General features: G+C 45.9%; 28 protein-coding genes. 26 read left to right on the top strand and 2 right to left on the bottom strand.

Going from position 1 to position 22,153, the window contains the following annotated elements; genetic code table 11:
• The first annotated feature begins 17 nt into the window (after window positions 1-17).
• Window positions 18-203, top strand: a complete 186-nt coding sequence (locus tag GFB47_RS04645) for a hypothetical protein (RefSeq protein ID WP_153446901.1) — start codon at window positions 18-20, stop codon at window positions 201-203.
• A 66-nt stretch (window positions 204-269) separates the two neighbouring features.
• Here GFB47_RS04645 and GFB47_RS04650 read toward each other — a convergent pair whose 3' ends face one another.
• Together GFB47_RS04650 and GFB47_RS04655 are read right to left on the bottom strand one after the other, a co-directional pair.
• Window positions 270-1,367, bottom strand: coding sequence for a phage portal protein (locus tag GFB47_RS04650; protein WP_153446902.1), 1,098 nt, complete (start codon window positions 1,365-1,367; stop codon window positions 270-272).
• A gap of 5 nt (window positions 1,368-1,372) precedes the next feature.
• Window positions 1,373-3,166 carry a terminase large subunit domain-containing protein gene (locus GFB47_RS04655; RefSeq protein WP_153446903.1) on the bottom strand — a complete coding sequence of 598 codons (1,794 nt, stop codon included), beginning with the start codon at window positions 3,164-3,166 and terminating at the stop codon, window positions 1,373-1,375.
• 187 nt (window positions 3,167-3,353) lie between these two features.
• On the opposite strand from GFB47_RS04655, the gene GFB47_RS04660 reads away from it, so the two are divergent.
• The 25 genes from GFB47_RS04660 to GFB47_RS04780 all read left to right on the top strand — a co-directional run bounded on the left by GFB47_RS04660 (window position 3,354) and on the right by GFB47_RS04780 (window position 21,633).
• The gene (locus GFB47_RS04660) at window positions 3,354-4,229 is read left to right on the top strand and encodes a GPO family capsid scaffolding protein (protein WP_153446904.1); all 876 of its coding nucleotides are present in this window, start codon (window positions 3,354-3,356) and stop codon (window positions 4,227-4,229) included.
• Window positions 4,230-4,283: 54 nt separating this feature from the next.
• A complete protein-coding gene (locus GFB47_RS04665; RefSeq protein WP_153446905.1) occupies window positions 4,284-5,300 on the top strand; it encodes a phage major capsid protein, P2 family in 1,017 nt (338 codons plus the stop codon).
• 17 nt (window positions 5,301-5,317) lie between these two features.
• On the top strand, window positions 5,318-6,046 hold the full coding sequence (gene gpM / locus GFB47_RS04670) for a phage terminase small subunit (protein ID WP_153446906.1): 729 nt from the start codon (window positions 5,318-5,320) through the stop codon (window positions 6,044-6,046).
• A 151-nt stretch (window positions 6,047-6,197) separates the two neighbouring features.
• The gene (locus tag GFB47_RS04675) at window positions 6,198-6,662 is read left to right on the top strand and encodes a head completion/stabilization protein (protein WP_153446907.1); all 465 of its coding nucleotides are present in this window, start codon (window positions 6,198-6,200) and stop codon (window positions 6,660-6,662) included.
• On the top strand, window positions 6,659-7,153 hold the full coding sequence (locus GFB47_RS04680; protein WP_153446908.1) for a phage tail protein: 495 nt from the start codon (window positions 6,659-6,661) through the stop codon (window positions 7,151-7,153). The genes GFB47_RS04675 and GFB47_RS04680 overlap by 4 nt, the downstream gene beginning before the upstream one ends.
• Window positions 7,150-7,908, top strand: a complete 759-nt coding sequence (locus tag GFB47_RS04685) for a phage virion morphogenesis protein (RefSeq protein ID WP_153446909.1) — start codon at window positions 7,150-7,152, stop codon at window positions 7,906-7,908. The genes GFB47_RS04680 and GFB47_RS04685 overlap by 4 nt, the downstream gene beginning before the upstream one ends.
• Before the next feature lie 32 nt (window positions 7,909-7,940).
• Complete coding sequence (locus GFB47_RS04690) at window positions 7,941-9,059, top strand: DUF2586 domain-containing protein (protein ID WP_153446910.1); 1,119 nt, start codon at window positions 7,941-7,943, stop codon at window positions 9,057-9,059.
• Window positions 9,060-9,083: 24 nt separating this feature from the next.
• Window positions 9,084-9,539 (top strand): phage protein, encoded by a 456-nt coding sequence (locus GFB47_RS04695; RefSeq protein ID WP_153446911.1) that lies wholly within the window; start codon window positions 9,084-9,086, stop codon window positions 9,537-9,539.
• 25 nt (window positions 9,540-9,564) lie between these two features.
• Window positions 9,565-9,786: a TraR/DksA C4-type zinc finger protein gene (locus tag GFB47_RS04700; protein WP_218619092.1), complete on the top strand. Its 222-nt coding sequence runs from the start codon at window positions 9,565-9,567 to the stop codon at window positions 9,784-9,786.
• Window positions 9,780-10,202: a DUF5675 family protein gene (locus tag GFB47_RS04705; protein ID WP_153446912.1), complete on the top strand. Its 423-nt coding sequence runs from the start codon at window positions 9,780-9,782 to the stop codon at window positions 10,200-10,202. Before GFB47_RS04700 ends, GFB47_RS04705 begins: the two co-directional genes overlap by 7 nt.
• Before the next feature lie 56 nt (window positions 10,203-10,258).
• Entirely contained in the window at window positions 10,259-10,570 is a 312-nt protein-coding gene (locus GFB47_RS04710; protein ID WP_153446913.1) for a hypothetical protein, read from the top strand.
• Between the two features lie 42 nt (window positions 10,571-10,612).
• Window positions 10,613-10,909: a hypothetical protein gene (locus GFB47_RS04715; protein WP_153446914.1), complete on the top strand. Its 297-nt coding sequence runs from the start codon at window positions 10,613-10,615 to the stop codon at window positions 10,907-10,909.
• Window positions 10,910-10,945: 36 nt separating this feature from the next.
• Complete coding sequence (locus tag GFB47_RS04720) at window positions 10,946-11,230, top strand: putative phage tail assembly chaperone (RefSeq protein ID WP_153446915.1); 285 nt, start codon at window positions 10,946-10,948, stop codon at window positions 11,228-11,230.
• A 41-nt stretch (window positions 11,231-11,271) separates the two neighbouring features.
• The gene (locus GFB47_RS04725; RefSeq protein WP_153446916.1) at window positions 11,272-11,415 is read left to right on the top strand and encodes a DUF6890 family protein; all 144 of its coding nucleotides are present in this window, start codon (window positions 11,272-11,274) and stop codon (window positions 11,413-11,415) included.
• A 21-nt stretch (window positions 11,416-11,436) separates the two neighbouring features.
• Window positions 11,437-13,326, top strand: a complete 1,890-nt coding sequence (locus GFB47_RS04730) for a phage tail tape measure protein (RefSeq protein ID WP_153446917.1) — start codon at window positions 11,437-11,439, stop codon at window positions 13,324-13,326.
• A complete protein-coding gene (locus GFB47_RS04735) occupies window positions 13,319-13,657 on the top strand; it encodes a DUF2590 family protein (RefSeq protein WP_153446918.1) in 339 nt (112 codons plus the stop codon). Before GFB47_RS04730 ends, GFB47_RS04735 begins: the two co-directional genes overlap by 8 nt.
• Before the next feature lie 20 nt (window positions 13,658-13,677).
• Window positions 13,678-14,862, top strand: coding sequence for a baseplate J/gp47 family protein (locus tag GFB47_RS04740; protein WP_153446919.1), 1,185 nt, complete (start codon window positions 13,678-13,680; stop codon window positions 14,860-14,862).
• The gene (locus tag GFB47_RS04745) at window positions 14,855-15,544 is read left to right on the top strand and encodes a phage tail protein (RefSeq protein ID WP_153446920.1); all 690 of its coding nucleotides are present in this window, start codon (window positions 14,855-14,857) and stop codon (window positions 15,542-15,544) included. Before GFB47_RS04740 ends, GFB47_RS04745 begins: the two co-directional genes overlap by 8 nt.
• Before the next feature lie 14 nt (window positions 15,545-15,558).
• Window positions 15,559-17,139 carry a phage tail-collar fiber domain-containing protein gene (locus tag GFB47_RS04750; protein WP_153446921.1) on the top strand — a complete coding sequence of 527 codons (1,581 nt, stop codon included), beginning with the start codon at window positions 15,559-15,561 and terminating at the stop codon, window positions 17,137-17,139.
• Window positions 17,139-17,858 (top strand): hypothetical protein, encoded by a 720-nt coding sequence (locus tag GFB47_RS04755; RefSeq protein WP_153446922.1) that lies wholly within the window; start codon window positions 17,139-17,141, stop codon window positions 17,856-17,858. Before GFB47_RS04750 ends, GFB47_RS04755 begins: the two co-directional genes overlap by 1 nt.
• A complete protein-coding gene (locus GFB47_RS04760) occupies window positions 17,851-18,330 on the top strand; it encodes an enoyl-CoA hydratase (RefSeq protein WP_153446923.1) in 480 nt (159 codons plus the stop codon). The genes GFB47_RS04755 and GFB47_RS04760 overlap by 8 nt, the downstream gene beginning before the upstream one ends.
• Entirely contained in the window at window positions 18,308-19,204 is an 897-nt protein-coding gene (locus GFB47_RS04765; RefSeq protein ID WP_153446924.1) for a hypothetical protein, read from the top strand. The genes GFB47_RS04760 and GFB47_RS04765 overlap by 23 nt, the downstream gene beginning before the upstream one ends.
• A complete protein-coding gene (locus GFB47_RS04770; protein ID WP_153446925.1) occupies window positions 19,197-19,847 on the top strand; it encodes a baseplate complex protein in 651 nt (216 codons plus the stop codon). Before GFB47_RS04765 ends, GFB47_RS04770 begins: the two co-directional genes overlap by 8 nt.
• Window positions 19,844-21,436, top strand: a complete 1,593-nt coding sequence (locus tag GFB47_RS04775) for a hypothetical protein (protein WP_153446926.1) — start codon at window positions 19,844-19,846, stop codon at window positions 21,434-21,436. Before GFB47_RS04770 ends, GFB47_RS04775 begins: the two co-directional genes overlap by 4 nt.
• The gene (locus GFB47_RS04780) at window positions 21,436-21,633 is read left to right on the top strand and encodes a hypothetical protein (RefSeq protein WP_153446927.1); all 198 of its coding nucleotides are present in this window, start codon (window positions 21,436-21,438) and stop codon (window positions 21,631-21,633) included. Before GFB47_RS04775 ends, GFB47_RS04780 begins: the two co-directional genes overlap by 1 nt.
• Window positions 21,634-22,153 lie beyond the last annotated feature (520 nt).

The raw sequence follows: 22,153 nt of genomic DNA on the forward strand, positions 1-22,153 counted from the left end.
CATTCGTAGAGGTCATCATGAAAAACGTTCAAGTAGTAACTATTAGCGATTTACAAGACTTTGCAGCAAAAGTGTATGCAAACGGTAAAACCGCAAGTGAGCGATTTGGAATGACTTGGGACATGCTATCTGAACTAGAAGAGCAAAACCCAAAGTTAACTAATAAATTGAAGTCACCAGATGATTCTTGCCAAGTTGCATAAATCAAAATTAGATTTTTGAAAATCAGCGCCTAATCGGCGCTATTTTTTTGTCCACTATAGTAGACTCTAACCCACCATCTCATTCCCCAAATCAAACACCATTTTAAGCGACGCTGGAATCTCGGGGTCGCGGTTCACTTCATCCATGATCAGCTGGCACACCAACAGCGTTTCATCTTTGGTATAAACCCAATCCGTTTTCAATGGGTCCGACTGCGCCGCAATACCTTGCGGAATAATCCCCGCTTTACCAGTTGGGAACCGGTGCGCGGTCAAAATATCTTGCGCGGTAATATTCTTAATCCGCTCGAATTCATCTTTAGTCGCAATATCGCCAACCGGTATCAACTGGATCCCTTTTTCCGCACCATTTGGAATATTCACAAACATGCTTTGGAAATTACCCACACCCTTAGAGCTTGCGATCTTCTCTTTCAGCATTTCTTCATCGGCCACCGATAAATTGGGGTCGGTCGCGTAAAAAATAAAGCCCATGTGCGCACCGTTTTTGTAATAACGGCGGCGGAACAAGGTTGCATCACGGTTTAACAATGCACTTTGCAAGCCGCCCATATAATCGGGCAGGCCATAAATTTGCTGTTGGGGATCGTACTGCGGCAAAAAAATAACATCTTTGGCCGCATAACTTTGTTGATACAGCGCAATATCTTCGGTATCCAAATAATCGTTATCATCATTACGCAGCAATTGGCAAAAATCCCCGTTCTTGCGTTGGCGTAAATAAATACTCGGAATGGGCGCCAAACCCACAACACGACCAAGGCGGTTACGCAATTTTACCAACGCCGCATCGCCGCACAGCATGTAATCATAAACAAACGCATTTAATTCGCGGCGGCGCATGTTGCCACCGGTTTGAAATCTCGCCGTCACATAATTCGATCGCGCCTTCAACAAACTGCCGTGGTAAGCATTGGCGTTTGCAATGTCTGCCAAACCCTTGCGTGAAATCGGCGGCTGCCAATAATCCCCAGCGTGGTTATAAAACAAACCGCAATATTGAGTAAGCCAACTGCTAGAATCGACCGCTTCATAACTCGGGTCGAGGCTGTAAGTTGAATGATCGGCCTGTTCCGGTTCGCCCGTGATCACCTTTCCGCTGTCTGCGCTTTTATTTGCCGAAAACTTTTTCTTGTTCGCCATCTTGCTTAACTCCAAGTTGATTTGCGTGCGTCTTTATAATCCAACGGCTCATTTATCACCGCATGAGCAATCGCCCAAAACCCATCGGCATGGCCCGTTACATCACTGCGATCTGCTTTAAAAGTGAGGGAATTACCGCTTGAGGTCGTAACGCGCTTAATCGCCATAAATGCCATCGCTAAATCTTTATGATCGGCATCAAAAGACAATCGGTTATCTTCAACCACATCAATCATCTTCATCACCAATCGATTTTTGCTTTCTTGTGAATAGTGAATTGCGCGCGCTTCGCGTGGGTGCTTCTTGCTCAGTAAATCCCACACACCGCCACCAATGCCCGTTATATCAATACCCAAATAGGTCACGTTATAACGCTCGAAAACCTTACTGATTTGATCGGCTTGGTACTGAAAATTTAACCCCTTCCAATAATGCTTTTCTAACACGCGGAATTTTTCCACCGCCACAACAGGCGGGGCCATCACCACCAAGCACGCATTATCTCGCGTTCGTGATGGGTCATAACCTAGCCAAACTTCACGGCTATCAAAAGGCCGCCCGGCATTAATGTCAAAATCGGTCCAATGCGACGAATCACACATCGCCCGTTCTAAATGACTGAACTTAAACACCGACAGCGAACCATCAACAAACACGCACATAAACAGATTGTCGAAATCGTCTTTGCTGTACTCATCGCGCAATTCATCAATATCAAATAAATCACAACCGCCTTTTGCCGCATCTTCAATCGTAACAACGTAACGCCACTGTTTATCCGGGCATAAGCGGCCACCGTCGCGGTATTCATCCATTGTCGGAAATTCAACTTTCGCGCGAGAGTCACGACCAACGCGCCATTGGTCACCAGTCCAAAACTGATACGCTTGGTGCGTCTTAGCGGAAGGCGTAGAAAAGTACGTTTTACGCCACTTCTTATGCGTCGCCATGGCCGAGGCTAATTTGTTTAATTCATCAAACTTGGGGATCCAAAAATATTCATCGACATACACATGACCATGATACGACTGCGCCGTTTTCGAGTTAGTCGATAAAAAACGCAGTTCCGCGCCGTTGGATAAAATGATCGGGTTACCGGTTAAATCAATATCCAACCATTCTTTAGCAATGTTAGTGATGTACGATCGGAAAACTTCCGCTTGAGCACGAGAGGCAGAAAGGAAAATTTGATTGTCACCCGTTAGTATCGCATCTTCCAATGCCTCAAACGCAAAATAATACGTGGCCCCGACTTGGCGTGATTTTAAAATATTACGAATGCGTTGATGCTTGTTATTACGCATCGTATGTTGATATTCAAACAGCGACTCATGAAACTCGTGAAAAGACTCAGCCGTTAATTCGCTAATGTTATTTTTAGTGCCTTTACCTTTCTTTTTGCTGCCGACATCCGTGTCGCTCGCATCATTCGAGCCTTTGTTTTTATTCGATTTATGCTGATTACTAGACTTGCTTTGATTGCCCGATTGCGCGCGGATCTCTTTGGCCTGCGCATCCACTCGCATTTTCTTCAGCTTCACATCATGCGCAATCAGCCGATCCAATTTGTCCAGCTGTGCCTTGCTCGGTTCGTTAATCTCAAGCAACGCCAAAATTTGGTGTGTGATCGCATCTTCCACCGTGTACTCGCGCAACATATCGCGCCAGCCGTATTTATCCGCCCAGTAATAAACAATGCGCTCATTACCCAGCTTCAACTCGGTCGCAATATCTTTCGGCGTCCAGCTTTTTAAATAAAGCGAGCGCGCGGCTTGTCGTATCTCGGGGCTGTATGCCATGTCACACCTTCAATTCTTTGTCTTGACTCAATATTACGCAGATAAAAGAACGCAATCGGCTAGATAAATTCGGAAAAATTCGGTTTTTGCTCATATCCGAATTGAGCCGAACAAAGCTGAATGAAAAGGGAGAATCAAAGGCTTAATCTTGGTTTATCTCAGAAATTTTTGAAGAACGGACAAGCGAATGCCAAAGACCAGTGATTGGAAAATCGTCGCAACAGAAGGGGCCACTGTAGATGGTCGCGCCATTACCGCCAACTGGATAAAAGACATGGCCGATTCATATTCTGTTGATGAATATGCCGCATTAATTTGGCCAGAGCATTACCGTTCCGCGTGGTCGATTTTTGAAGGTAAAAACTGGGGAACCGTTGAAGAGTTAAAGCAAGCCAAACAAGGCGGAAAACTTCGCCTATTCGCCAAAATTACACCCAATCAATACTTGCTCGATGCCAATGCAGACGGGCAAAAGCTGTTTACCTCCATCGAACCAAACCCAGATTATAAAGGCCAAGGCCAATGCTATTTGATGGGCCTAGCCGTCACCGATTCGCCTGCCAGTTCGGGCACCACTCGTTTGAAATTCTCAAAAGATAGCGAGCACGAATACAGCGAATTAGAAAGCCTAGACCTAACCGAATATTTCACCGTTGATCAAAACGGACTCGCAAAAGCATTCAGCACATTAGCCAATTTTTTTAAAACAGGTGGGGAACTGCCGCAACCCAACGCACATGCTAATCAATCACAAGAGGAAATCAAAGTGAATGAAGAACAACTAAAAGCCATCTTTGCAGAGCAGTTCAAAACCCTAAAAACTGAACTGAAAGACGAACTCAAGCAAGAATTTGCCACGCAAGCACCTGCGCCAGTGGTGGAAGAAGCGCCACAACAATTCACCGCAGCGGATTTATCGGCAGAGCTTGAAAAGCAACTTAAACCACTTAATGACCAAGTGACCGAGCTAAAAGACAAGTTCGCAAAATTGGAAGAAGAAGCCCCAGGCCAACGCCCGAACAACACCGGCGGCGGTGAAGACAACAAATACAGCTTAATTTAATCGGCAACCACGCCAATATCTAAAACCAAAGCAGATTTTAATAAGGAACCCCTTATGCAATTGAACCAAGTCGCTCGCGCCATGCTGCAAACCTATGGCGCACAAATGGCGGAACAGTTTGGCGTGACAACCGTTGCCGAGCAATTCGCCATCACAGGCCCCAAAGAAACCGCACTGCGTAAAAAGATTCTAGAATCGTCGGCGTTCCTAAGCATGATCAATGTGATGGACGTAGACCAAATTGTCGGCCAAGTCGTCGAAGTTGGCGCGCAAGGTTTACACACGGGTCGTAAAGCTGGCGGTCGTTTCACTAAAGACGGCGCGGTTACTGGCCATGATTATGCACTGGTTGAGACAGATTCAAACTGTTCTGTGTCGTGGGATACGCTTTCAATTTGGGCGAACTCAGGCAGCGAAGGCCAGTTCATGAAACTGTTGAACGAATCTGCCGCCGAAGCGTTTGCGCGTGACATGTTGCGCGTTGGTTTTAACGGTACATCAGCCGCCGCAACCACCAATGCAACATCTAAACCCAACGGTGAAGATGTCAACATCGGTTGGCAGGCGCTTGTTGCACGAGATAAAGCAGCACAAATCATTACCACGGATGTGTACTTAGATGCAGACGGCGGCGGTGATTACAAAACCCTAGATGCAATGGCGTCTGATCTTATTCAAACCAAAATCGCCCCACAATTTCGCAACGACCCACGTTTAGTCGTGTTAGTTGGTGCTGACTTGGTGGCCGCTGAATCTGCTCGTTTATACGATGCAGCAGACAAGCCAAGCGAGAAAATCGCCGCGCAAAACCTGCCATATTCCATCGCTGGCCGCAAAGCCATCGTGCCGGATTTCATGCCTGGCAAACGCATGGTCGTAACGTTCCTTTCTAATCTGCAAATCTTAACGCAGCGCAACACGCGCCATCGTAAAGCTAAGCACGAAGAAGATCGCAAAACGTTCGAAAACTCATACTTACGCTGGGAAGGTTATGCAGTAGGAAACTACGACTGCTACGCCGCGTTTGATGAAAGCAAGGTGAATTTAGGCCCTGCGCCAGTAACACCATAAGCAAAAGGGATTAACTCATGCGTTTATCACCAGGAATGCGCGACAACTTAGCTAAAAGACATCAAGTGTCCATTGCAACTGCGGACCAACAAACCGCAGTACCGCAAGCAAGCGCCGATAGTCTGCACCTAAAAATTGTCGAACTCGACCAAGACCGCGCCGAACTGCGCGCACGCTTCACCCGAGTTGCAGACCGAGTAGAACACAAACGCATGGTGTTAATCCCGAAGTATGCGCCACTTGCCGAGCAATTTCTCGCAAGTGGCAAATCCTACGACAACCCAGTTTTTAGCACTGTATTGGTGTGGCTGTTTGACGTGGGCGAATTAGAAAAAGCCATCGACTGGTGTTTAAAATCCATCGAGCTAGACGTACCAACGCCAGATTACATAAAACGCGGTTGGCCAACATTCTGCGCCGATCAAGTTTTGGAATGGGCGGAAGCAAACGCCAAACATGGCAACAGCGTAGAACCTTACTTTAGCCAAGTAGCCGATAAGGTAACGACAACTTGGAAGATTCACGAGCAAATCGTCGCCAAGTTTTACAAATTTAAAGGGTTGCAGTTGCTCCGCAATGAAGATGGAGACATTGCAATCACAAGCGTTGGCAGTGTGGAAACACTCAACAAAGCCAAGGCGATATTGAAGCAAGCCGAAGACGTTTACGCAAAAGCGGGCGTGGCCTCCAATATCAAAAAAATAGATGCCAGAATTCGAGCGCTTGAAACGGGTAAGAATCTGTAATCGCTAAAAAGTTAAAAGAACTCCACGCCGCCGAGGCTCGGCAGCCGAGAATCGAGACGCGTTTATCCTTTCGCAATCTCGAATTCTATGACGCTGTGGCTAGAGCCTCACTTATTAAAACCATTGGGCACTTTGTAACGGAGTAAACGGAATGCTAACAGGCCAAGGCACACCAACATATCAGGACACCGAAATCACCAATGATGGATTTTGGCCGAATCTGAACGCCGGTGATTTTGAACGCCGCCGCAGCACTCCAATGGCCCAAGACGCCGAAAACATTCAATACGCCATTGTTGCGGCAATTGATAGCTGCAACATCGAACTGGAATTACTCAAAGCCGATTACCTCGAAAACGGCATCAATTCAGCCGCCGACGTCACCACTGGCGCAACCATTGCAGGCAAAAACGCGCTATGCATTCAATACGAGCGCGCCGTATTCGCCAGAGCCAAAGCCGACTTACTTCCCGATTTTGCCACTGTTCACCAACGCGATGCAGGCAAAGACCTAGCCGAACGATCGCAAGAAACAAAAAACGAACTGTTAGCCGAATCAAACCGCATTATTCGCAACATGTACGGCAAAACACGCAGCACGGTGACGATGATATGAACAAGTTGAATTCACCTGAACAATTCAAACAAGGCTATATGCTCCGCATGTTATCGGAGTATTTAAATGAAAAGCTGGGCTCAGGCATTTGTAAAAGAATGACAACTGAAATGGACAGAACCGAGCTACAGCTCACTACCAAGAATATGGGGCAAGGCTTGAATATGATGGTGATGAACTATGACGCAGATATTCATTTTGAATCATTTCCATTTAACAAGTTTGATCCAGCAACACTCTACGCAATTATCGGCGCGTGGTTGATGGACAACGACAACCGAGACGAATATGACCTAGCGGATCCAGATGTTCAAGTTGCGATAGAAGATGAAAGTAATGCCGAGCTATTAATCACCATTGAATTCCGTGAGCCCATCATGGTAGTCGAAGACCCAGACGGCCTGATCGAACTGGGAGGCAAAAGCTACAAGATTGCGCCGTATGAAATATGGGTGGCTGAAAACTTTGAAATGGAAGTTATCAAAAAATGATGACGGTGAGTTATGACCAAAGAAGTTATTTAAGGCTACAAGACAAGTTACAGGTGCTAATGCTGCCTAAAGAAGGCAGAAAAAAAATACTGACAGAAATTGGTAAATACGAAAAAAAGAAAACGAAAAAAGATATACGTTCTCAGCAGTCACCATCAGGAACGAAATGGAAAAAACGAGAGCGCGGAAATAAAAAAATGTTTAAGAAGCTGCCTAAGCATCTCAAATATGCACAAAGCCGTAATAACTGGGAAATGGATTTTGGGTGGTTAAACAGTATTGGCTATGTAGCAAATTACCACCAAGAAGGGTTGCCACAGAAATTCAGAGCAAAAGAAATGTGGAAAGAGAACAAGAAAAATAACCGCCCAGACCCAAGGAAAACGCCAGCAACACGGCAGCAAGCGAAAGACCTTAAAAAGCTAGGTTACAAAATAAGTAAGTACAAAATGACCGAGCAAGACGAAAAAGACCACTCAAGAGAAATTGATAAAAAGCGAAGAGAAATATTAAAGAAAAATGGCGGGTTTCATAACCCAGATAAGTTTAAGTATAAAAAAGTGTCTCCCACGATTAAGTGGATTGTAGCCAATATGAATATGGCGGCGGCAAACAAAGCAATTGCTGATCTTGAGGGAAGAAAAATCCGAAATGCTTGGCAAATTGAAAGACCAAAGCGAGAGCTACTTGGCGTGAGCCCCAGACGAGTTGCAATGATTATAAAAAAAGAATTGAAACGACAATCAGCAAGTTAAACCAGTAATTAACCAACAATAGGAACGTAGCTATGGCATGGCCAACAATTACGATTAACCAGTTAAACCAAATGCAAGGCGACACTGCCGAAGTAGAACGCCACTTCCTATTTGTAGGGAAAGGCTCGGTCGGCATCGATACGCTTATTTCACTCAACACCCAAACCAACCTAGACACTGCTTTTGGTGATACAGATTCCGATTTAAAAGCCAACGTGCAAGCGGCAATGCTAAACGCTGGTCAAAACTGGACAGCCGCCGCTTACGTATTGGCATCCGATGGAGACTGGGCAGACGCAGTACGCGAAGCCAATAAAACCCAGAGCTTTGAATGCGTGGTGTTATGTGATCCAATTGCTGATGACGACACCGCAGAAATCACCAAAGCCCAAGCATTAAAAGCCGAAATGATCGCAACTTATGGTCGTTTCACTCGCTATTTATTAGCCGTAGTCGGGATTGATTCCGCAACCCAAGCATGGGCCGATTACGAAACAAAATTAGTCGCGTTGCAAGATGGGATCGCAGCCGATGGCGTGGGGTTAATCCCAAGTATTTGGCCGAATACCGTAGGCATTTACGCTGGCCGTTTATGCAGCCGAGCGGTTTCTATTGCCGATTCACCATGCCGAGTCAAAACAGGCGCAATCATCAGCGAAGACCAAACGTTACCGCTAGACATGGCTGGCGTAGAACTGAACACCGCAACATTGCAAACCCTAGAAGCCAACCGATTTAGCGTGCCAATGTGGTGGCCAGATTACGACGGCATTTACTGGGCCGATGGTCGCATGTTAGATGTTGACGGTGGCGATTATCAAGTGATCGAATACTGCCGAGTAATGGACAAGGTGTCTCGCAAAATGCGCATCCGTGCCATTGCCCGCATTGGTGACCGCGCGTTCAACTCAACCCCGTATTCCATCGCCGCCGCCATTAAGTATTTCTTAGCCGACATGCGCACAATGAGTAAATCAACCCTGCTAAACGGCGAAATGTTCCCAGGTGAAATCATGCCGCCAAGTGATGATGACTTTGCGATCACATGGGTAAGCAAAACAAGCGTGAAGCTATACGCAACCGTCACGCCTTATGATTGCCCGAAACAAATTGAAATCAATCTTATGCTCGACCTAAGTGTTGCAGCTTAACCCTAAAAAAAAGAGGAACTCAACATGGGACGACGTATAAGCGGATCAAGTTTTGACACCGAATTACTGGGCGAAACGATGCACATCGAAAAAGCCACAGTAACAATCACAGATAACAGCGCGGTGGCACTAACCAACGGTATTCCAGACGGGTTTATCGACGGCGATGTCGCGGCAGAAATTGAGCTAGAAGTCTCGACCAAATACTTGCCAAGCATTATCAAAGCGGCAAAAAGTGCAGGTAGCTTCCGCGAACTGGACACCGACGACATCATGTTTTTTGCCGACACTGGCAGCGAAGAGCTAAAAGTCGAATGCTTTGGCGTGAAACTAGTGATGGATTCTATTCTCGATTTTGAATCCAAAGGTGCAGAAGTGCTAACGCATAAGTTGAAAGGCTTTGTGACTTCGCCAGATTTCGTTCACATCGGCGGTGTGCCGTATTTGAGCGATGACGACACGCGCAACTTACTTGGCTAAATAGCGAAAAAAGAAGGGGAGCAGGATGCCGGACTTTATTGATAACACAACCGAACGCGAACAGATGATTTTAAACTCAGCAATTCGCAGCCAGTTAGCGACCAATCAAATGACTAGAGCGGCCGCCAGTTCCCCATTTTGCCATTATTGTGACGAACCAATTCCGCAAGCAAGACAGCACGCGATCCGTGGTTGCATGTGTTGTGTCGATTGCCAATCACTGATTGAGCGAGGAAAACGATTTTGAATTTTGTATTAAAACGCCGCTATTTCGAACACGGCACCTACTCATACCTTTACCGCCAAGACGGTTCAAAAGTATGCGCCATGGTCGAACGCGCAGATAAAAACAACCAAGCCAGCATTTCATGTATACCAGAAGGAACGTACCGCTGGTTACCGCATGAGTCGCCAAAGTTCGGCACTTGCTACGCGTTGGAATGTGAATCGCTAGGCGTAACTCGTTATGGCCCAAGCCTTCGCACCCATATTTTGACCCACAAAGCCAACACTGCTGATCAACTTGAAGGGTGTTTAGCCCCAGGCGTTGCGTTTGGCATTTTGGGCAGCGAATGGGCAGTGCTGAATTCAACCGCCGCATTTAACTCGCTAATGGCAGAGCTTGACGGCGAAGAGCATCAACTAACGATAGTGAGAGCATAACTATGTTCGGGCTTATTTCAAAGATATTCGGCTCAAGCAAAGTGATCGATAGCTCAATGAATGCCATCGATAAGGTGTTTTATACAGATGAAGAAAAGGCCGAAAACAAAGCCAACTTATTGAAACTGTATGAACCGTTCAAACTGGCTCAACGACTATTAGCACTGACATTTACCATTCCATTTGTCACCGTTTTTCTAGTTGCTGCAATTGGGTTCTTTTGCTTTGGTGCCGACAAAGAGGCCGCATTAACAATAATGAAGTGGAACGTAGACACATTAGGCGAGCCAGTATTCTGGATAATGATTTTTTACTTTGCAGGCGGAGCCAGTGAAGGGCTAATCGCGAAATACAGAACCAAAAAATGACACCGGATCGTCATCAATTTAGATGTAGTAAATGGGTGGATTATGCCAAACCAAGACAATGAAAACCGCTGGAAACTCGATAAAAACATTAGCGTAGGCAATGTGATTGCGATCCTTGTGCTCGCGATAAGTTTCACTGGGTACACCAATACGCTCGACAAAAGAATTGAACAAAACACGATAACCCAAACCGCCACGGCGGAACAAATCGGCTTATCGATTGCGTACTTGTCTAAAAACCAAGACAAACAAGAAGAAGTGTCTCGCACGTTTAGACGAGAAGTGCGCGATTGGTTAAAAACGATAGACGGCAAATTGAGCCAAAACCGAATTAATTAACAAGCAACCATTAACAGTAAATAAAAGGATACAAACATGAGCAAATCAACAGGCAACATCATCACATTATCAATCAAAGTGCTCGGCGAACTGCATGAAATTCGCTTCGCGCCAACGCTTGAGAGTTACAACAAATACGTCAACGATATTTCAATGACGGACAAAGTGGTTCCTTCAGTGAAATATCTAAAGCGTGTCGTGGTCGATGAAGACAAAGCCGTGTTAGAACCGCTGCTAAATCTGCCAAGCGTGGCGATCTCGTTAGTGGGAGAGCTGAACGAAGAATACACCGGCGATATTGAAGTCGAAGTAAAAAAATAAGTACCGCAGCGCAGCGGCTAGAGCATAACGAACTGGGGCAAATGTTAGCAATAAAACAATTGTTGTTACCGAATGAACCAGACGATGCGCACAGCATAGCCAACGCACTGTGGTTGTATAACGACATCACCGAACGCATCACCATTGGCGTATGCAACGGGATTGGTAAAGCGTTTAATGGTTAAGATTTTGAGTAAGGGATCCGCATGGCAATGGAAAAATTGATGATGCAAATTGGGCTGATTGACCAAGTGAGTAAACCGCTTGGCAAAATGCAGCGCCAGTTTGATTCCCTTGCACAGCAAACCAAAAAAAGCTTTACCAACATTGGTATAGGCGCTGCCGGTATTTTCGCCGGAGGGGCGGCTATTAAGTCTGCCATGATGCCCGCCATTGAAATGGATCGGAAAATGGGTGAGCTTGCCTCACTCGGAACCACTCAAAAATCAATGGACAGCCTCAAACAGTCGGCCTTATCGTTTTCCGTTGCTTATGGGAAATCGGCAACTGAATTTGTTGAGGCTTCTTATGATATTCAATCTGCGATTGCAGGGTTGAAGGGCAATGAACTTGCACAGTTTACCAAAGCCTCGGGCGTATTAGCGGCCGCCACCAAATCCGATACCAAAACCATTACCAACTACATGGGCACCATGTACGGAATATTTAAAAACCAAGCCGATAAAATGGGTAAAGGCGAATGGGTGGAACAAGTCGCAGGCCAAACTGCATCAGCCGTGCAAATGTTTAAAACCACCGGTGCGGAAATGTCGGGCGCCTTTTCGCGCTTAGGTGCAGATGCAACAGGGGTTGGCGTGAGCATGAACGAGCAAATGGCGATCCTTGGAACCCTGCAAGCCACCATGTCGGGCAGTGAAGCTGGAACCAAATACCGCGCATTTTTAAAAGGTGCTGATAAAGCACAGAAAGCATTAAACCTCACCTTTGTTGATTCAGAAAATAAACTATTACCGATGACCAAGATCCTAGAAAAAATTAAGGGGAAATATGGCGATGTGATAGATGTGGCTGAATCTGCCGAGTTAACCAAAGCATTTGGAACCGCCGAAGCCAGCGGCATGATTAAACTATTAATGGCCGATGTTGATGGACTAGGCACAAGCATTGACAAACTTGGTGATGTTAAGGGAATGAAAGTTGCAGAGCAAATGGCAGCTAAACAAACTGACCAGTGGGAACGACTCGACCAAGCACTCGACGCAGTAAAAATTGTATTAGGTGGCGCAATACTTCCAACGCTTGCAAAAGTAGCCAGCGCAATGGCGAACGGCTCAAAAGAATTAATGAAATACATGAATCAATATCCAACGCTAACCAAATACGCCGGCTTTGCCATTACCGCAATTTTAGGTATTGGTATCGCCCTTGGTATCGCCACCATTGCTGCTGGTTTTTTTGGTGGCGCAATGGCAATCATCACAAGCCCAATTACCGCCGTCGTCTTGGGCGTTGCCGCATTAGGAGCAGGGATAATTTATTTTTGGGACTATATCCAACCGTTTTTAGTCGGATTTTACAACGGGTTTGTAAAAGCATCCGGCGTGAGCGTTCTATTCGAACCGCTGTTAGATATGTTCAGCATGATCGGTGATGGCATTGGCTGGGTTATCGATAAAATTGCCAGTTGGTTGCCGCAAATGGATGCCGGCACAGACGCGATCACACGGATGGGCGAGGTGGGCGAAATGCTCGGACAGGCTTTTGCTAAACCATTCAAATTCATCATTGATAAATTGCAGTTCATCATGAGCAAAATCCGCTCAGTGATTGATTTTGCGAAAAGCTTGCCGTTCATGGGCGATGACGACGAAGTCACAAAAGTAACCAAACAAATCAACAAAACGGCCTCGAACGACAGCGTTTATCAACCTTATAACGCCACAACACCAACCCAAGCTTACAGCTACCTACAAGGCCAAAAACAAACCAACGTACCCGTGGGCGGAATTCGCAGCCAATTAACAAACAACAATAACGGCAAAACAGTCAATATTCATGGCGTGACGGTAAACCAATCATCACCAAGCATGAGCATTGAAGAACTGGCAGAAACTCAGGATATGGCCCATGGCTAACACACTCGACAAAAAATACATCGATATTCAAGTCAGCCTAGGCGGTTGGGACCTCGACGCAGGTAATCAGCCAATTTACACAAATGATGTATTCAGTATTGCCCAAGACATCAAACACAGAATTTTAGAAAGCGGCTTAGCGCGCGAACTGCAAGGCGAACGCAACAACGCCAAACGCGCAACGGTACTAACAAAAATCGAAATGCTAACCGAAAGCGACGATCGAATAGTACCGGGAACCGCGAGCTGTATTGAAGAAAACGTCAACCGATACTTTTTAACCGCCGTCACCAAAGAATACGGCGCCATTGGCTCACGAATTAATTTATAAAACAGGCTAGGAACGCAACTATGACCACACGACCAAGCATTGATTTTTCACAAATCGTCACCGATGCAGGCATTCCAACAACGGAAGAAGCCTTGGCGGTCGTACTGGCGCAAGCGGCAGAAGATGCCGGAAGTACGCTTTCAAACGATTCGAGCATGTCACCGTTTTGGCGCTGGGTTCGCGCCGTTGTCACTACCCCCGTGCTATGGCTAATTAACGTTTTTTTGACTCAAAACATACTGCCAAATCTATTCACCGCTACGGCTACCGGAGTGTTTGCAGATTTAAAAGCATGGGAAACCAACACAACTCGCAAAGACGCCGCATTCACTATTGGCAACATTCAATTCAACAAAACCAACGCCGCCGATGCCGTGACGATTAACGCCGGTACCATTATTTCGACCGAACGAATCGACGACAATATTTATCAACTAGCTGTGATGCAAACCGTGGTTATTCCAGCCGGGAAGGCGTTCGGTCTTGTGCCATGCCAAGCGATTGAAGCGGGGATGGCGTACAACCTAGCTGCCGGTTATTACAACATTCTACCGGTTGCCGTGTCGGGCATTGATTCCGTTACCAACCCTGTCGATTGGATCATTCAATTGGGCGCAGACATAGAAAGCGACGACGAACTTTGCCTACGCTCACAAAACGCGTTTACCGCCGTGGGTAATCACCACATTGACGCAGTTTACCGTTCGATTATCTCAAGTGTGGCGGGTATTCGAGCTGACCAGATTTATTTTAAAAATACCGGAGATGTGCTGCCAGGTTCCGCCATTGCTTACATCATGATGGAAAGCGGCGAAACTCCGCAAGCCGTGCTGGACAACCTAAACGATTACATAATGAACCAAGGTTACCACGGCCACGGCGACATAATGGATTGCCAAGCCATGCCAGAAACGCAACAAGATTTAACCGCGACGGTGTACCCAATCGCTAACTTGAGTGATGCCGAAAAAGCGGTATTACTCAGCGATATTGAATTACGCATCCGCGCCGCGTTTCGTGAAAGCACCGACTTTGATGAAATGACCAGAACGTGGCCACAATCGCTATTTTCATTCTCAAACATGGCGCAAGAACTGCACAACACATTACCAAATTTAGAAAACATCGAATTCTCACTCGCGCACATTCAAAACGCACTCGATATTCCACGACTAAACACGTTGGTGGTGAATTCCAATGAATAAAGATGAAATCGAAAACATAGACGTGATCGCCCAGTTGCCCGAAAACCCACCGCAAAATGTGCCGTGGTGGGAAGATGGCCAAACCATCGCAACCGATGGCAAAGGCAACCGAATTCTAAAAGAACCGTATTACATATCACAAGGCGTGTTCGGGTTCTTCAAGCAAGTGCGAAATTGGCTATTACTGCCAATGCGCCAGTTTGAGCCGCTAACATGCAGTGAATCAATCTTGCCGCTGATCGCATGGGGCCGAAACATCGAGCGATTAAAAGACGAGCCGCTTGATCTATTTCGTAAACGCGTAAAGTTCGCTTTCATCAATGCCAAAGAAGCCGGCGAAGTGCAAGGATTCAAAAATATATTTGAGCGTTTGGGCATTGGCTATGTAGAACTGCATGAACGCGAAGACCCAATCAATTGGGATGTGATCAACATTGAAGTGACCGATTCTGATATTTCTAACAAATCGATTTTAATGCAAAGCTTAATCGAAACCTACGGCCGAACGTGCCGCCGTTATCGGTTCCAAGTGACATATCCAACTAAAGAATATATGCGCGGTGGGTTTTTCGGGGCATCGTTCCAGTTGTTTAGCGCCAACCGCCAATTGATTGCAAAAATGAATGTAGACAAAACCGTTATTGACCAGTCGGCATCTTTGTATGTCGCTCGATTAAATTAAAAAAAGAGGCCAATATGAGCCAAGCCGCTATTCCATTTAGCTTTGAAAGCTACTTACAAGCCAAACTCACCGCGGGTCAATCCGTTGACCTAAATAGAATTGTGTTGGCGAACATACCCAATCTTGATCACACAATACCGATCGACCGCAGTGAAGCCTTGCCGCCTGCGAACCAAATTGTGCACGAGCAAGACGTGGACCAAACCGGAAAAGTGAATTTAAACGCCGTGGTCTATTCAATTGTGATGGATACCACCGTGGGTGATTTCGATTTTAATGCCATGTATTTGATCGACAAAAACGAGCGCACCGCCGTCGGTATGATCGTGCATAAAGAATTAGAATCGAAAATCAAAACCGACAACACAAGCGGAACTCAGGGCAACAGCCTAGTAAAATCCATGCTCATGCAATTTGACGGAGCCGCCGCCGCAACCAACATCACAGTGGATGCGCAAACATGGCAAATAGATTACTCAGCACGGCTAAAAGGAATTGATGAAGACCACCGTTTAACGAATCTAGATTTTTATGGGCACGATGCATTTGCATCCGATGCGTTTGAAGTCACGCGTAACGGATCAACCAGTCAGTATTTTGTTAATAGCGGGGTTGGGTACATTGGCGGCTTGCGTGTTGAATTAAGCGGCGACCAAACCCTAACCATTACCACCAAACCAAGCGCCATTTACGCCATCGCTAACCGCCAAGGGTCTGCATTATCAGCATTTGAAAATGTGATTGATTTGCAAGTTTCCGATTCGGCACTGTCTGATTACACTCAAAACGGAGTTGATTATTACGTTGCAAAAATTGCAGATATAGAATCCGATGGAACAGTGACAGACGCAAGAGCGAAAAGCCTATCACAAGCCAAGTTTGATGATATTCAGCAGCAGATTGACGATCTCAATACCGCGCTGAATAACACCAACACCCATGTGCAAAGTGTCGATGATGAATTAGAAGCGCATAAAGTGGCGAGTGATCCGCATAGCCAATACGCTAAACGCAACGAACTCCTCCGCGCCCTTGCCTTCACCCCAGTATTCAACGCAGGCGTAGGTTACGTGCCGAATCCTGACTTTGTTGCGCCATCCGTAGGCCAAAAATGCTATGTGAGTGAATACGAAACGGCATGGTCGTTAATTCAGAACTTCACCAACTTAATAGATGAAGCCACCAAAGCCGCATCAATTACCGATGGTTCAAAAACCTACGCCGGATGGTGGGGTTATGGTGCAGATGAAACGGGTGCCTACTTCACCACACCAAATAAACCACAATACATGCACGATAAAGCAGCAGGGGTTTATGGTAGTGCGGGTGAGTTTAAAGAAGATCACGTTCAGAATATTGAGGGGAATATCAATATTCGCGGATTTAATGAATTTGGAACATTAGTCTCAGGTGGAACAGGAGCTCTACGTTACAAATCAGGGGCTAATACCAATAATACGTCTGCTCAATCAGATATCGGTACACAAAGTAATGTTTATTTTGATGCATCATTATCCGCACGAACAGACACATTCACCGACATAATGGGCGCATTTCTCGATTCATTCATCTGGCTACCAAAAGGAGTGTTCTAATGATTTTATATGATGCAAAAACAGGTGAAGCCATTCGAGCGATTGACTCTACTATTGAAATGCCACTCGCTACCGATAAACCTCAATTAGATGTTCAGTTAGACGACAATCAATATCAATCATTTCGTGATGAAAATGACAACGTACCGTACTGGCCGACCGAGCAATCACAATGGGTAGTAAAAGAACGCTTTGTAAAAGTCACGGCATACAACAAGCAAACCAAACAGTCGAAAGAGTTCGACGATAAAACTCTGGTTGATGATGGTTACACGCTAGATAAGCCCAGCACACAATTCGATGAATGGATTAATGACGCATGGGTAACCAACGTTGAAGCCCAACGCACCGCAACCATCACTAACGGCATCAGCGCAATCGACAACAAAGCCGCGACCATTTCATTGTATTGGTCACGCTTTGCGGAAGAATACGTCGAGCGTGAAAAAGCCGCGAATGAATATAAAGCAGCAGGCTACACCGGTGATGTCAGTATTTACGTCACATCATTCGCAGACAGCGCAGGGCTAGACTATCAAACCGCAACTGATTTGATACTCACGCAAGCCGAGGGTTTACGCGCACTGCAAGCACAACTGGCAGTAGAGCGTATGCGTAAATACGAACTCAAAAATCCAGAGCTAACAGTCGAGCAAATCGAAACCCTATGCACACAGATTTGCGACAACATGCAAACATTGGCGGACAGTTATGAATAAAATTTATATCGCGTTTTATTGCGGCCGAAAAAAGATAGACAGCCCCATCGCGCTACTCTATCGATTCATTGATTTCATGATCCGAGTCGTCACATGGGGTAAATTCTCACACTGTGAATTAGCAGTCAAAACCACAAACGGGTACTTGTGTTACTCGTCTAGTGGGCGAGATGGCGGTGTGCGTCAAAAAATCATCGACATCAAAACCGACAATTGGCGATTAGTAGACGTCACAAACACCGCCAACCTAAACGATATTAATCATTATTTTCATCTCACTAACGAAGGAAAATATGATTATTTCGGAGCACTAGGCGCAGTGCTGCCATTCATAAAATGCAAACGTCGATACTTTTGCAGCGAGTGGGTATACAACGCACTGAAATACTCAATGCAAAACCCAAGCGAAGACGGCAGCAGGTTCAGCCCAAACGATTTATGGATAATGTATGGCAAAGTGGAAAAACACTGATATTCAATGGCCCGCAACTGCTAACACTATTCAGCAACAAGCCGAAGGGGTTTTAGCGAATGTGGCAAGCGACATGCAAACCAACCTCGGCGGCCTACAAAGTGCTGCAGGTTCGGTCACGTTCGCCAAAGGTGCATTAAGTGGTGATGCTAATGCGTTATTAAACCTGCGAGCGCAACTAAACGGGTTGCTAGTTCGCGGCCAAGTGTTAACCGTTCATCCGTACCAATACGGAATAGGGCAGCAGCAAGAAAGCGGTGTGTTTTTATCCGCTCAAAATGCCGTAAATGGTTTAATCACAAAGCTGAATGATCAAGCCGACGACAACCGCCCAGCCGGAACAGTAAACGCGCTGGCCGTGTTATTAACTGCGGACAATCACCAACAATTTAACCAAGTATTAGCCGATTTTGTGCAAGTGTTGCCAGTGTCAGAACTGGCGGCACTATCACGCCGAGTAAAAGCCGAGTTATCAGTCGGTGATAAGATGAACACCCCAGCCGTTGATCTCGTTCCTCGCTATAAACCCAACGGATACATAAATCAAAACCCATTGCGAGACGCATTAAAATACCAAGGTGCACAAGTAGCACAACTCGAATCGTTGGCAAGTGATCAGAATGATGTTGTCGCCAAACTGCAAGCCTTGGAAACTAAACGCAATGCAGCATTGAGCGAATGGAAAGCCGCCATTGATTCACTAAAAAATATCAGCGGTAGTGTGCAAACGTTCAAAACCTCGGGCAGTGCATCAAGCATCGCAAGCGATCTAAAAGACAGCAGTGTGCCAAACGCTCAAGCTGCATTAAGTGCAGTGGTCATGTTTACATCCGCCGAGCCATTAACGTTTTTGGAGGAATTGCTGAATGTTTAATGTTCCAGATTTTGACATCAATATTAACGATTATGTGGACATTCCCAACTCAACCGGAAACCGCACGCTTGATCTGTTTTTGGGTTTGGCACCAAGCCGTTTAAATAATCCAATATTATCCATAGATGGCGAAATGCTGCCGCTTAAATCCTGCAAAATCGACCCAAGTTTTGATATTAAAGAGGCGGATGTGTCGGGGCAAACCAGTTCAACATCAAAAGCCAAGCAAGGTAACAAGGGCTGCATGTTGAATGTGAATGGCTTAATTCCATTTTCAGACCCCACCACAATGACCAAAATATTCAACTTGGCGCGCGCAGTAGATGAAAAAGGCAATTCCAAGGTTTATGTGATCGGGTGTGATACCGCTCAAACCCTAAAAATTCGACAAGTGAGTTTTACGGGCAAGGTTGCTGCATCACAAGCCAGTGGTTTGCGAGCGTGGAACGTGGCATTTACATTGCGCGAACACATCAGTGCCAATGAGTTGATCGAGAAACAACAAATTGCCGCCGAATCAAACCCACTGCTTGATATTTTAAGCATTCCAAAAGGCTTGGTTGAATCGGTAGATGATGTGCAGGGTAACATCGACACGCTCATGGACGACATTCAAAAACAAATACAAGACCAGTTCAAATGAAAATAATTAAACGGATTTACATCAATAACGAATATCGACAACTCGCCAGTAACTTAATGGTACTTGAGTTGTCGGCAGGCGGTCGCTGTGCGTTAACAGTTGAAGGTGAAGTAGAACAAGGCGCACTGGTCACAATTAAATTGGGTGTGGATGACAATATCGCGCAATGGTTTACCGGATACGTCACCAAGTCGAACCCAGCCGAAAGCGGCTATTCTCGCATAATGGTTCGTGAGCTTTGTTATCTATTAAATTCGCCGTTGTCAGTCAGTATTCAACACGCTACGTTCAAAGATGTTTTATTACGTTTAACAGAATTAACCAAAATCAAATTCGTGCTACCAGAAGACGCGGATTACCTAAAAACACAAATTTCCAACTTTACCGCAGCGGGCACCGGTTACCAGATTTTAAAAGATGCCGGCCGAGCGTTCGCCATTCCTGATTTTTGTTGGTTTCAGCAAACCGGCCCGTTCGTTTGGTGCGGCAGTTACGAACATTCATTGTGGGCAGATAAGCCAGTCACGATCCCTGTTGAAGTATCGGATTTATCAAAAGGCAGTAATTTCCTAAAAACCGTTGTGATCCCAAGTTTACGCCCAGGTGTGATCGTCAATAATCAGCGCATTACAAAAGTAACAATTGAAGACGATGCAATGACGTTGGAATGGGTACCAAAGCAAAACCAAAAAACTAACACCCAACGCCAAATAGAACAAGATTACCCCGAATTAGCCGCCGGCTTTCACTTACCGAAATTTGGTGTGGTAGTGGCCGTGGCCGATAAAGCAAAAGCCGGGCAGATGAACGACCCATACCGCCCACGATTTGCTGTTGATGTTCAATTACTCGATGAAAACAACGCAGAAGATAAAGCGGTACCAATCTATAAAGCCTTACCACTGCCGGTGATGTTTGGCGGAGCGGAAGCCGGAAACCTTGCAACCCCGTGCGAGGGAACCATAGTCGAATTGGGTTTTGCGTATGGCCGACCAGATAAAGCATTTGTTAGAACCGTGCTTGGCATGAATTGGACATTGCCCGACATCGCGCCAGATGAACAACTGCAACAGCAACGCGCTGAAGTATTCAAACGCATTGGTGCAAATGGCGATCAAACCGATTCAACCGACCAAACCAAAACAGAGCAAGCGTTTATCAAGCACGATGAAGCCGATCGTTATTTTGCTGAATTTGGCGAAAGTAACACCGAAGTGTTAGGCAATAGCATTGAAAACATCGGCGGCATGAAAGTGATTGAGGCGCTTGGCACATTAAATCTATTAGCCGGCGATAACATGGAGCTAGGCGCGATCGGTAATATGCACATCGCAAGCGGTGGCGAACTGGTGCAAGCCATCGGAAAGCTGCGTGATGTGGTAGTGGCTCAAGATGATATGTTAAAAATCATGGGTAATCGACTCGAAACAATAGAGAAAGATTGGGAAGCAACAGCAAAGAACATGCGTTTCACTGCCGACCTGATCACAATGAACGGAGGCAAAGGCGTGGTACAGGGAGATTGTATTTGTTCATTCACCGGATTACCTCATTCTGATTTATCGGCAACAGTGAAGGCAGGCAAATAATGGCACTCAGTAAATCATCATTGAAAGACAGAATATTGTCAGAGCTAACAGCGCAAGGATTCGTCACCACCGGCAACCATGCGAAATCCGATGAAATGGCCCAAGCAATAGCAAATGCGGTGGTAGACGAAATTAAAGCCAATGCAAAAGCCGCAGTCAGTTCGGGCAGTTCAGCAGGCCAGTGGCCGATACAATAAAAACCCTAGAAAATCCCCCAGAAAAATCCATAGAAAAAGGTTCGGACTTTTCAAAAAGAACTCCGGACTTTTTGTATAAGTAACTCCGGACATTAGCACAAAGAGTTCCAGTGCTTTTATGTAAAAACCCAAGGGAAACGTTGAGATAATAATTAGACATGACACAACAAACAGCGACCAAATGTGTCGCTATATTTTCGCCTAAAAATCATCACAACAACAAATCATAAGCACTCAACCCACCCAACACGAACGCCGCAGACAATCACACAGCAACGCTGCCAGAAGATACGCACGCACTCAAACAAAACCACAAGTCCGCACACACAGCCAGAACGCGCGCAGAATTCCACGAACGCGACCTCTTGCGTGACGAAATCCGCACACTCCTCACCCGCCTGCGCGGTTTTAGGGGTGTTTTTTGTTCACTTTTGGGAATGCGCAAAACCACCCCGAGCCACAGCCCACCCAATAAACCACCAGACCTTATACAACAAGGGGCGCGAGAGGATGACGAGCA

The sequence above is a fragment of the Vibrio algicola genome, assembly GCF_009601765.2.
In the GTDB taxonomy this organism is placed as follows: domain Bacteria; phylum Pseudomonadota; class Gammaproteobacteria; order Enterobacterales; family Vibrionaceae; genus Vibrio; species Vibrio algicola.

Coding starts and splice junctions, on each gene's coding strand:
- GFB47_RS04710 (WP_153446913.1), top strand. CDS start 10,259: ATGAATGCCATCGATAAGGTGTTTTATACAGATGAAGAAAAGGCCGAA.
- GFB47_RS04745 (WP_153446920.1), top strand. CDS start 14,855: ATGAATAAAGATGAAATCGAAAACATAGACGTGATCGCCCAGTTGCCC.
- GFB47_RS04675 (WP_153446907.1), top strand. CDS start 6,198: ATGCTAACAGGCCAAGGCACACCAACATATCAGGACACCGAAATCACC.
- GFB47_RS04750 (WP_153446921.1), top strand. CDS start 15,559: ATGAGCCAAGCCGCTATTCCATTTAGCTTTGAAAGCTACTTACAAGCC.
- GFB47_RS04735 (WP_153446918.1), top strand. CDS start 13,319: ATGGCTAACACACTCGACAAAAAATACATCGATATTCAAGTCAGCCTA.
- GFB47_RS04765 (WP_153446924.1), top strand. CDS start 18,308: ATGGCAAAGTGGAAAAACACTGATATTCAATGGCCCGCAACTGCTAAC.
- GFB47_RS04720 (WP_153446915.1), top strand. CDS start 10,946: ATGAGCAAATCAACAGGCAACATCATCACATTATCAATCAAAGTGCTC.
- GFB47_RS04760 (WP_153446923.1), top strand. CDS start 17,851: ATGAATAAAATTTATATCGCGTTTTATTGCGGCCGAAAAAAGATAGAC.
- GFB47_RS04775 (WP_153446926.1), top strand. CDS start 19,844: ATGAAAATAATTAAACGGATTTACATCAATAACGAATATCGACAACTC.
- GFB47_RS04780 (WP_153446927.1), top strand. CDS start 21,436: ATGGCACTCAGTAAATCATCATTGAAAGACAGAATATTGTCAGAGCTA.
- GFB47_RS04740 (WP_153446919.1), top strand. CDS start 13,678: ATGACCACACGACCAAGCATTGATTTTTCACAAATCGTCACCGATGCA.
- GFB47_RS04655 (WP_153446903.1), bottom strand. CDS start 3,166: ATGGCATACAGCCCCGAGATACGACAAGCCGCGCGCTCGCTTTATTTA.
- GFB47_RS04660 (WP_153446904.1), top strand. CDS start 3,354: ATGCCAAAGACCAGTGATTGGAAAATCGTCGCAACAGAAGGGGCCACT.
- GFB47_RS04685 (WP_153446909.1), top strand. CDS start 7,150: ATGATGACGGTGAGTTATGACCAAAGAAGTTATTTAAGGCTACAAGAC.
- GFB47_RS04715 (WP_153446914.1), top strand. CDS start 10,613: ATGCCAAACCAAGACAATGAAAACCGCTGGAAACTCGATAAAAACATT.
- GFB47_RS04755 (WP_153446922.1), top strand. CDS start 17,139: ATGATTTTATATGATGCAAAAACAGGTGAAGCCATTCGAGCGATTGAC.
- GFB47_RS04665 (WP_153446905.1), top strand. CDS start 4,284: ATGCAATTGAACCAAGTCGCTCGCGCCATGCTGCAAACCTATGGCGCA.
- GFB47_RS04730 (WP_153446917.1), top strand. CDS start 11,437: ATGGCAATGGAAAAATTGATGATGCAAATTGGGCTGATTGACCAAGTG.
- GFB47_RS04650 (WP_153446902.1), bottom strand. CDS start 1,367: ATGGCGAACAAGAAAAAGTTTTCGGCAAATAAAAGCGCAGACAGCGGA.
- GFB47_RS04695 (WP_153446911.1), top strand. CDS start 9,084: ATGGGACGACGTATAAGCGGATCAAGTTTTGACACCGAATTACTGGGC.
- GFB47_RS04645 (WP_153446901.1), top strand. CDS start 18: ATGAAAAACGTTCAAGTAGTAACTATTAGCGATTTACAAGACTTTGCA.
- GFB47_RS04700 (WP_218619092.1), top strand. CDS start 9,565: ATGCCGGACTTTATTGATAACACAACCGAACGCGAACAGATGATTTTA.
- gpM (WP_153446906.1), top strand. CDS start 5,318: ATGCGTTTATCACCAGGAATGCGCGACAACTTAGCTAAAAGACATCAA.
- GFB47_RS04680 (WP_153446908.1), top strand. CDS start 6,659: ATGAACAAGTTGAATTCACCTGAACAATTCAAACAAGGCTATATGCTC.
- GFB47_RS04690 (WP_153446910.1), top strand. CDS start 7,941: ATGGCATGGCCAACAATTACGATTAACCAGTTAAACCAAATGCAAGGC.
- GFB47_RS04770 (WP_153446925.1), top strand. CDS start 19,197: ATGTTTAATGTTCCAGATTTTGACATCAATATTAACGATTATGTGGAC.
- GFB47_RS04725 (WP_153446916.1), top strand. CDS start 11,272: ATGTTAGCAATAAAACAATTGTTGTTACCGAATGAACCAGACGATGCG.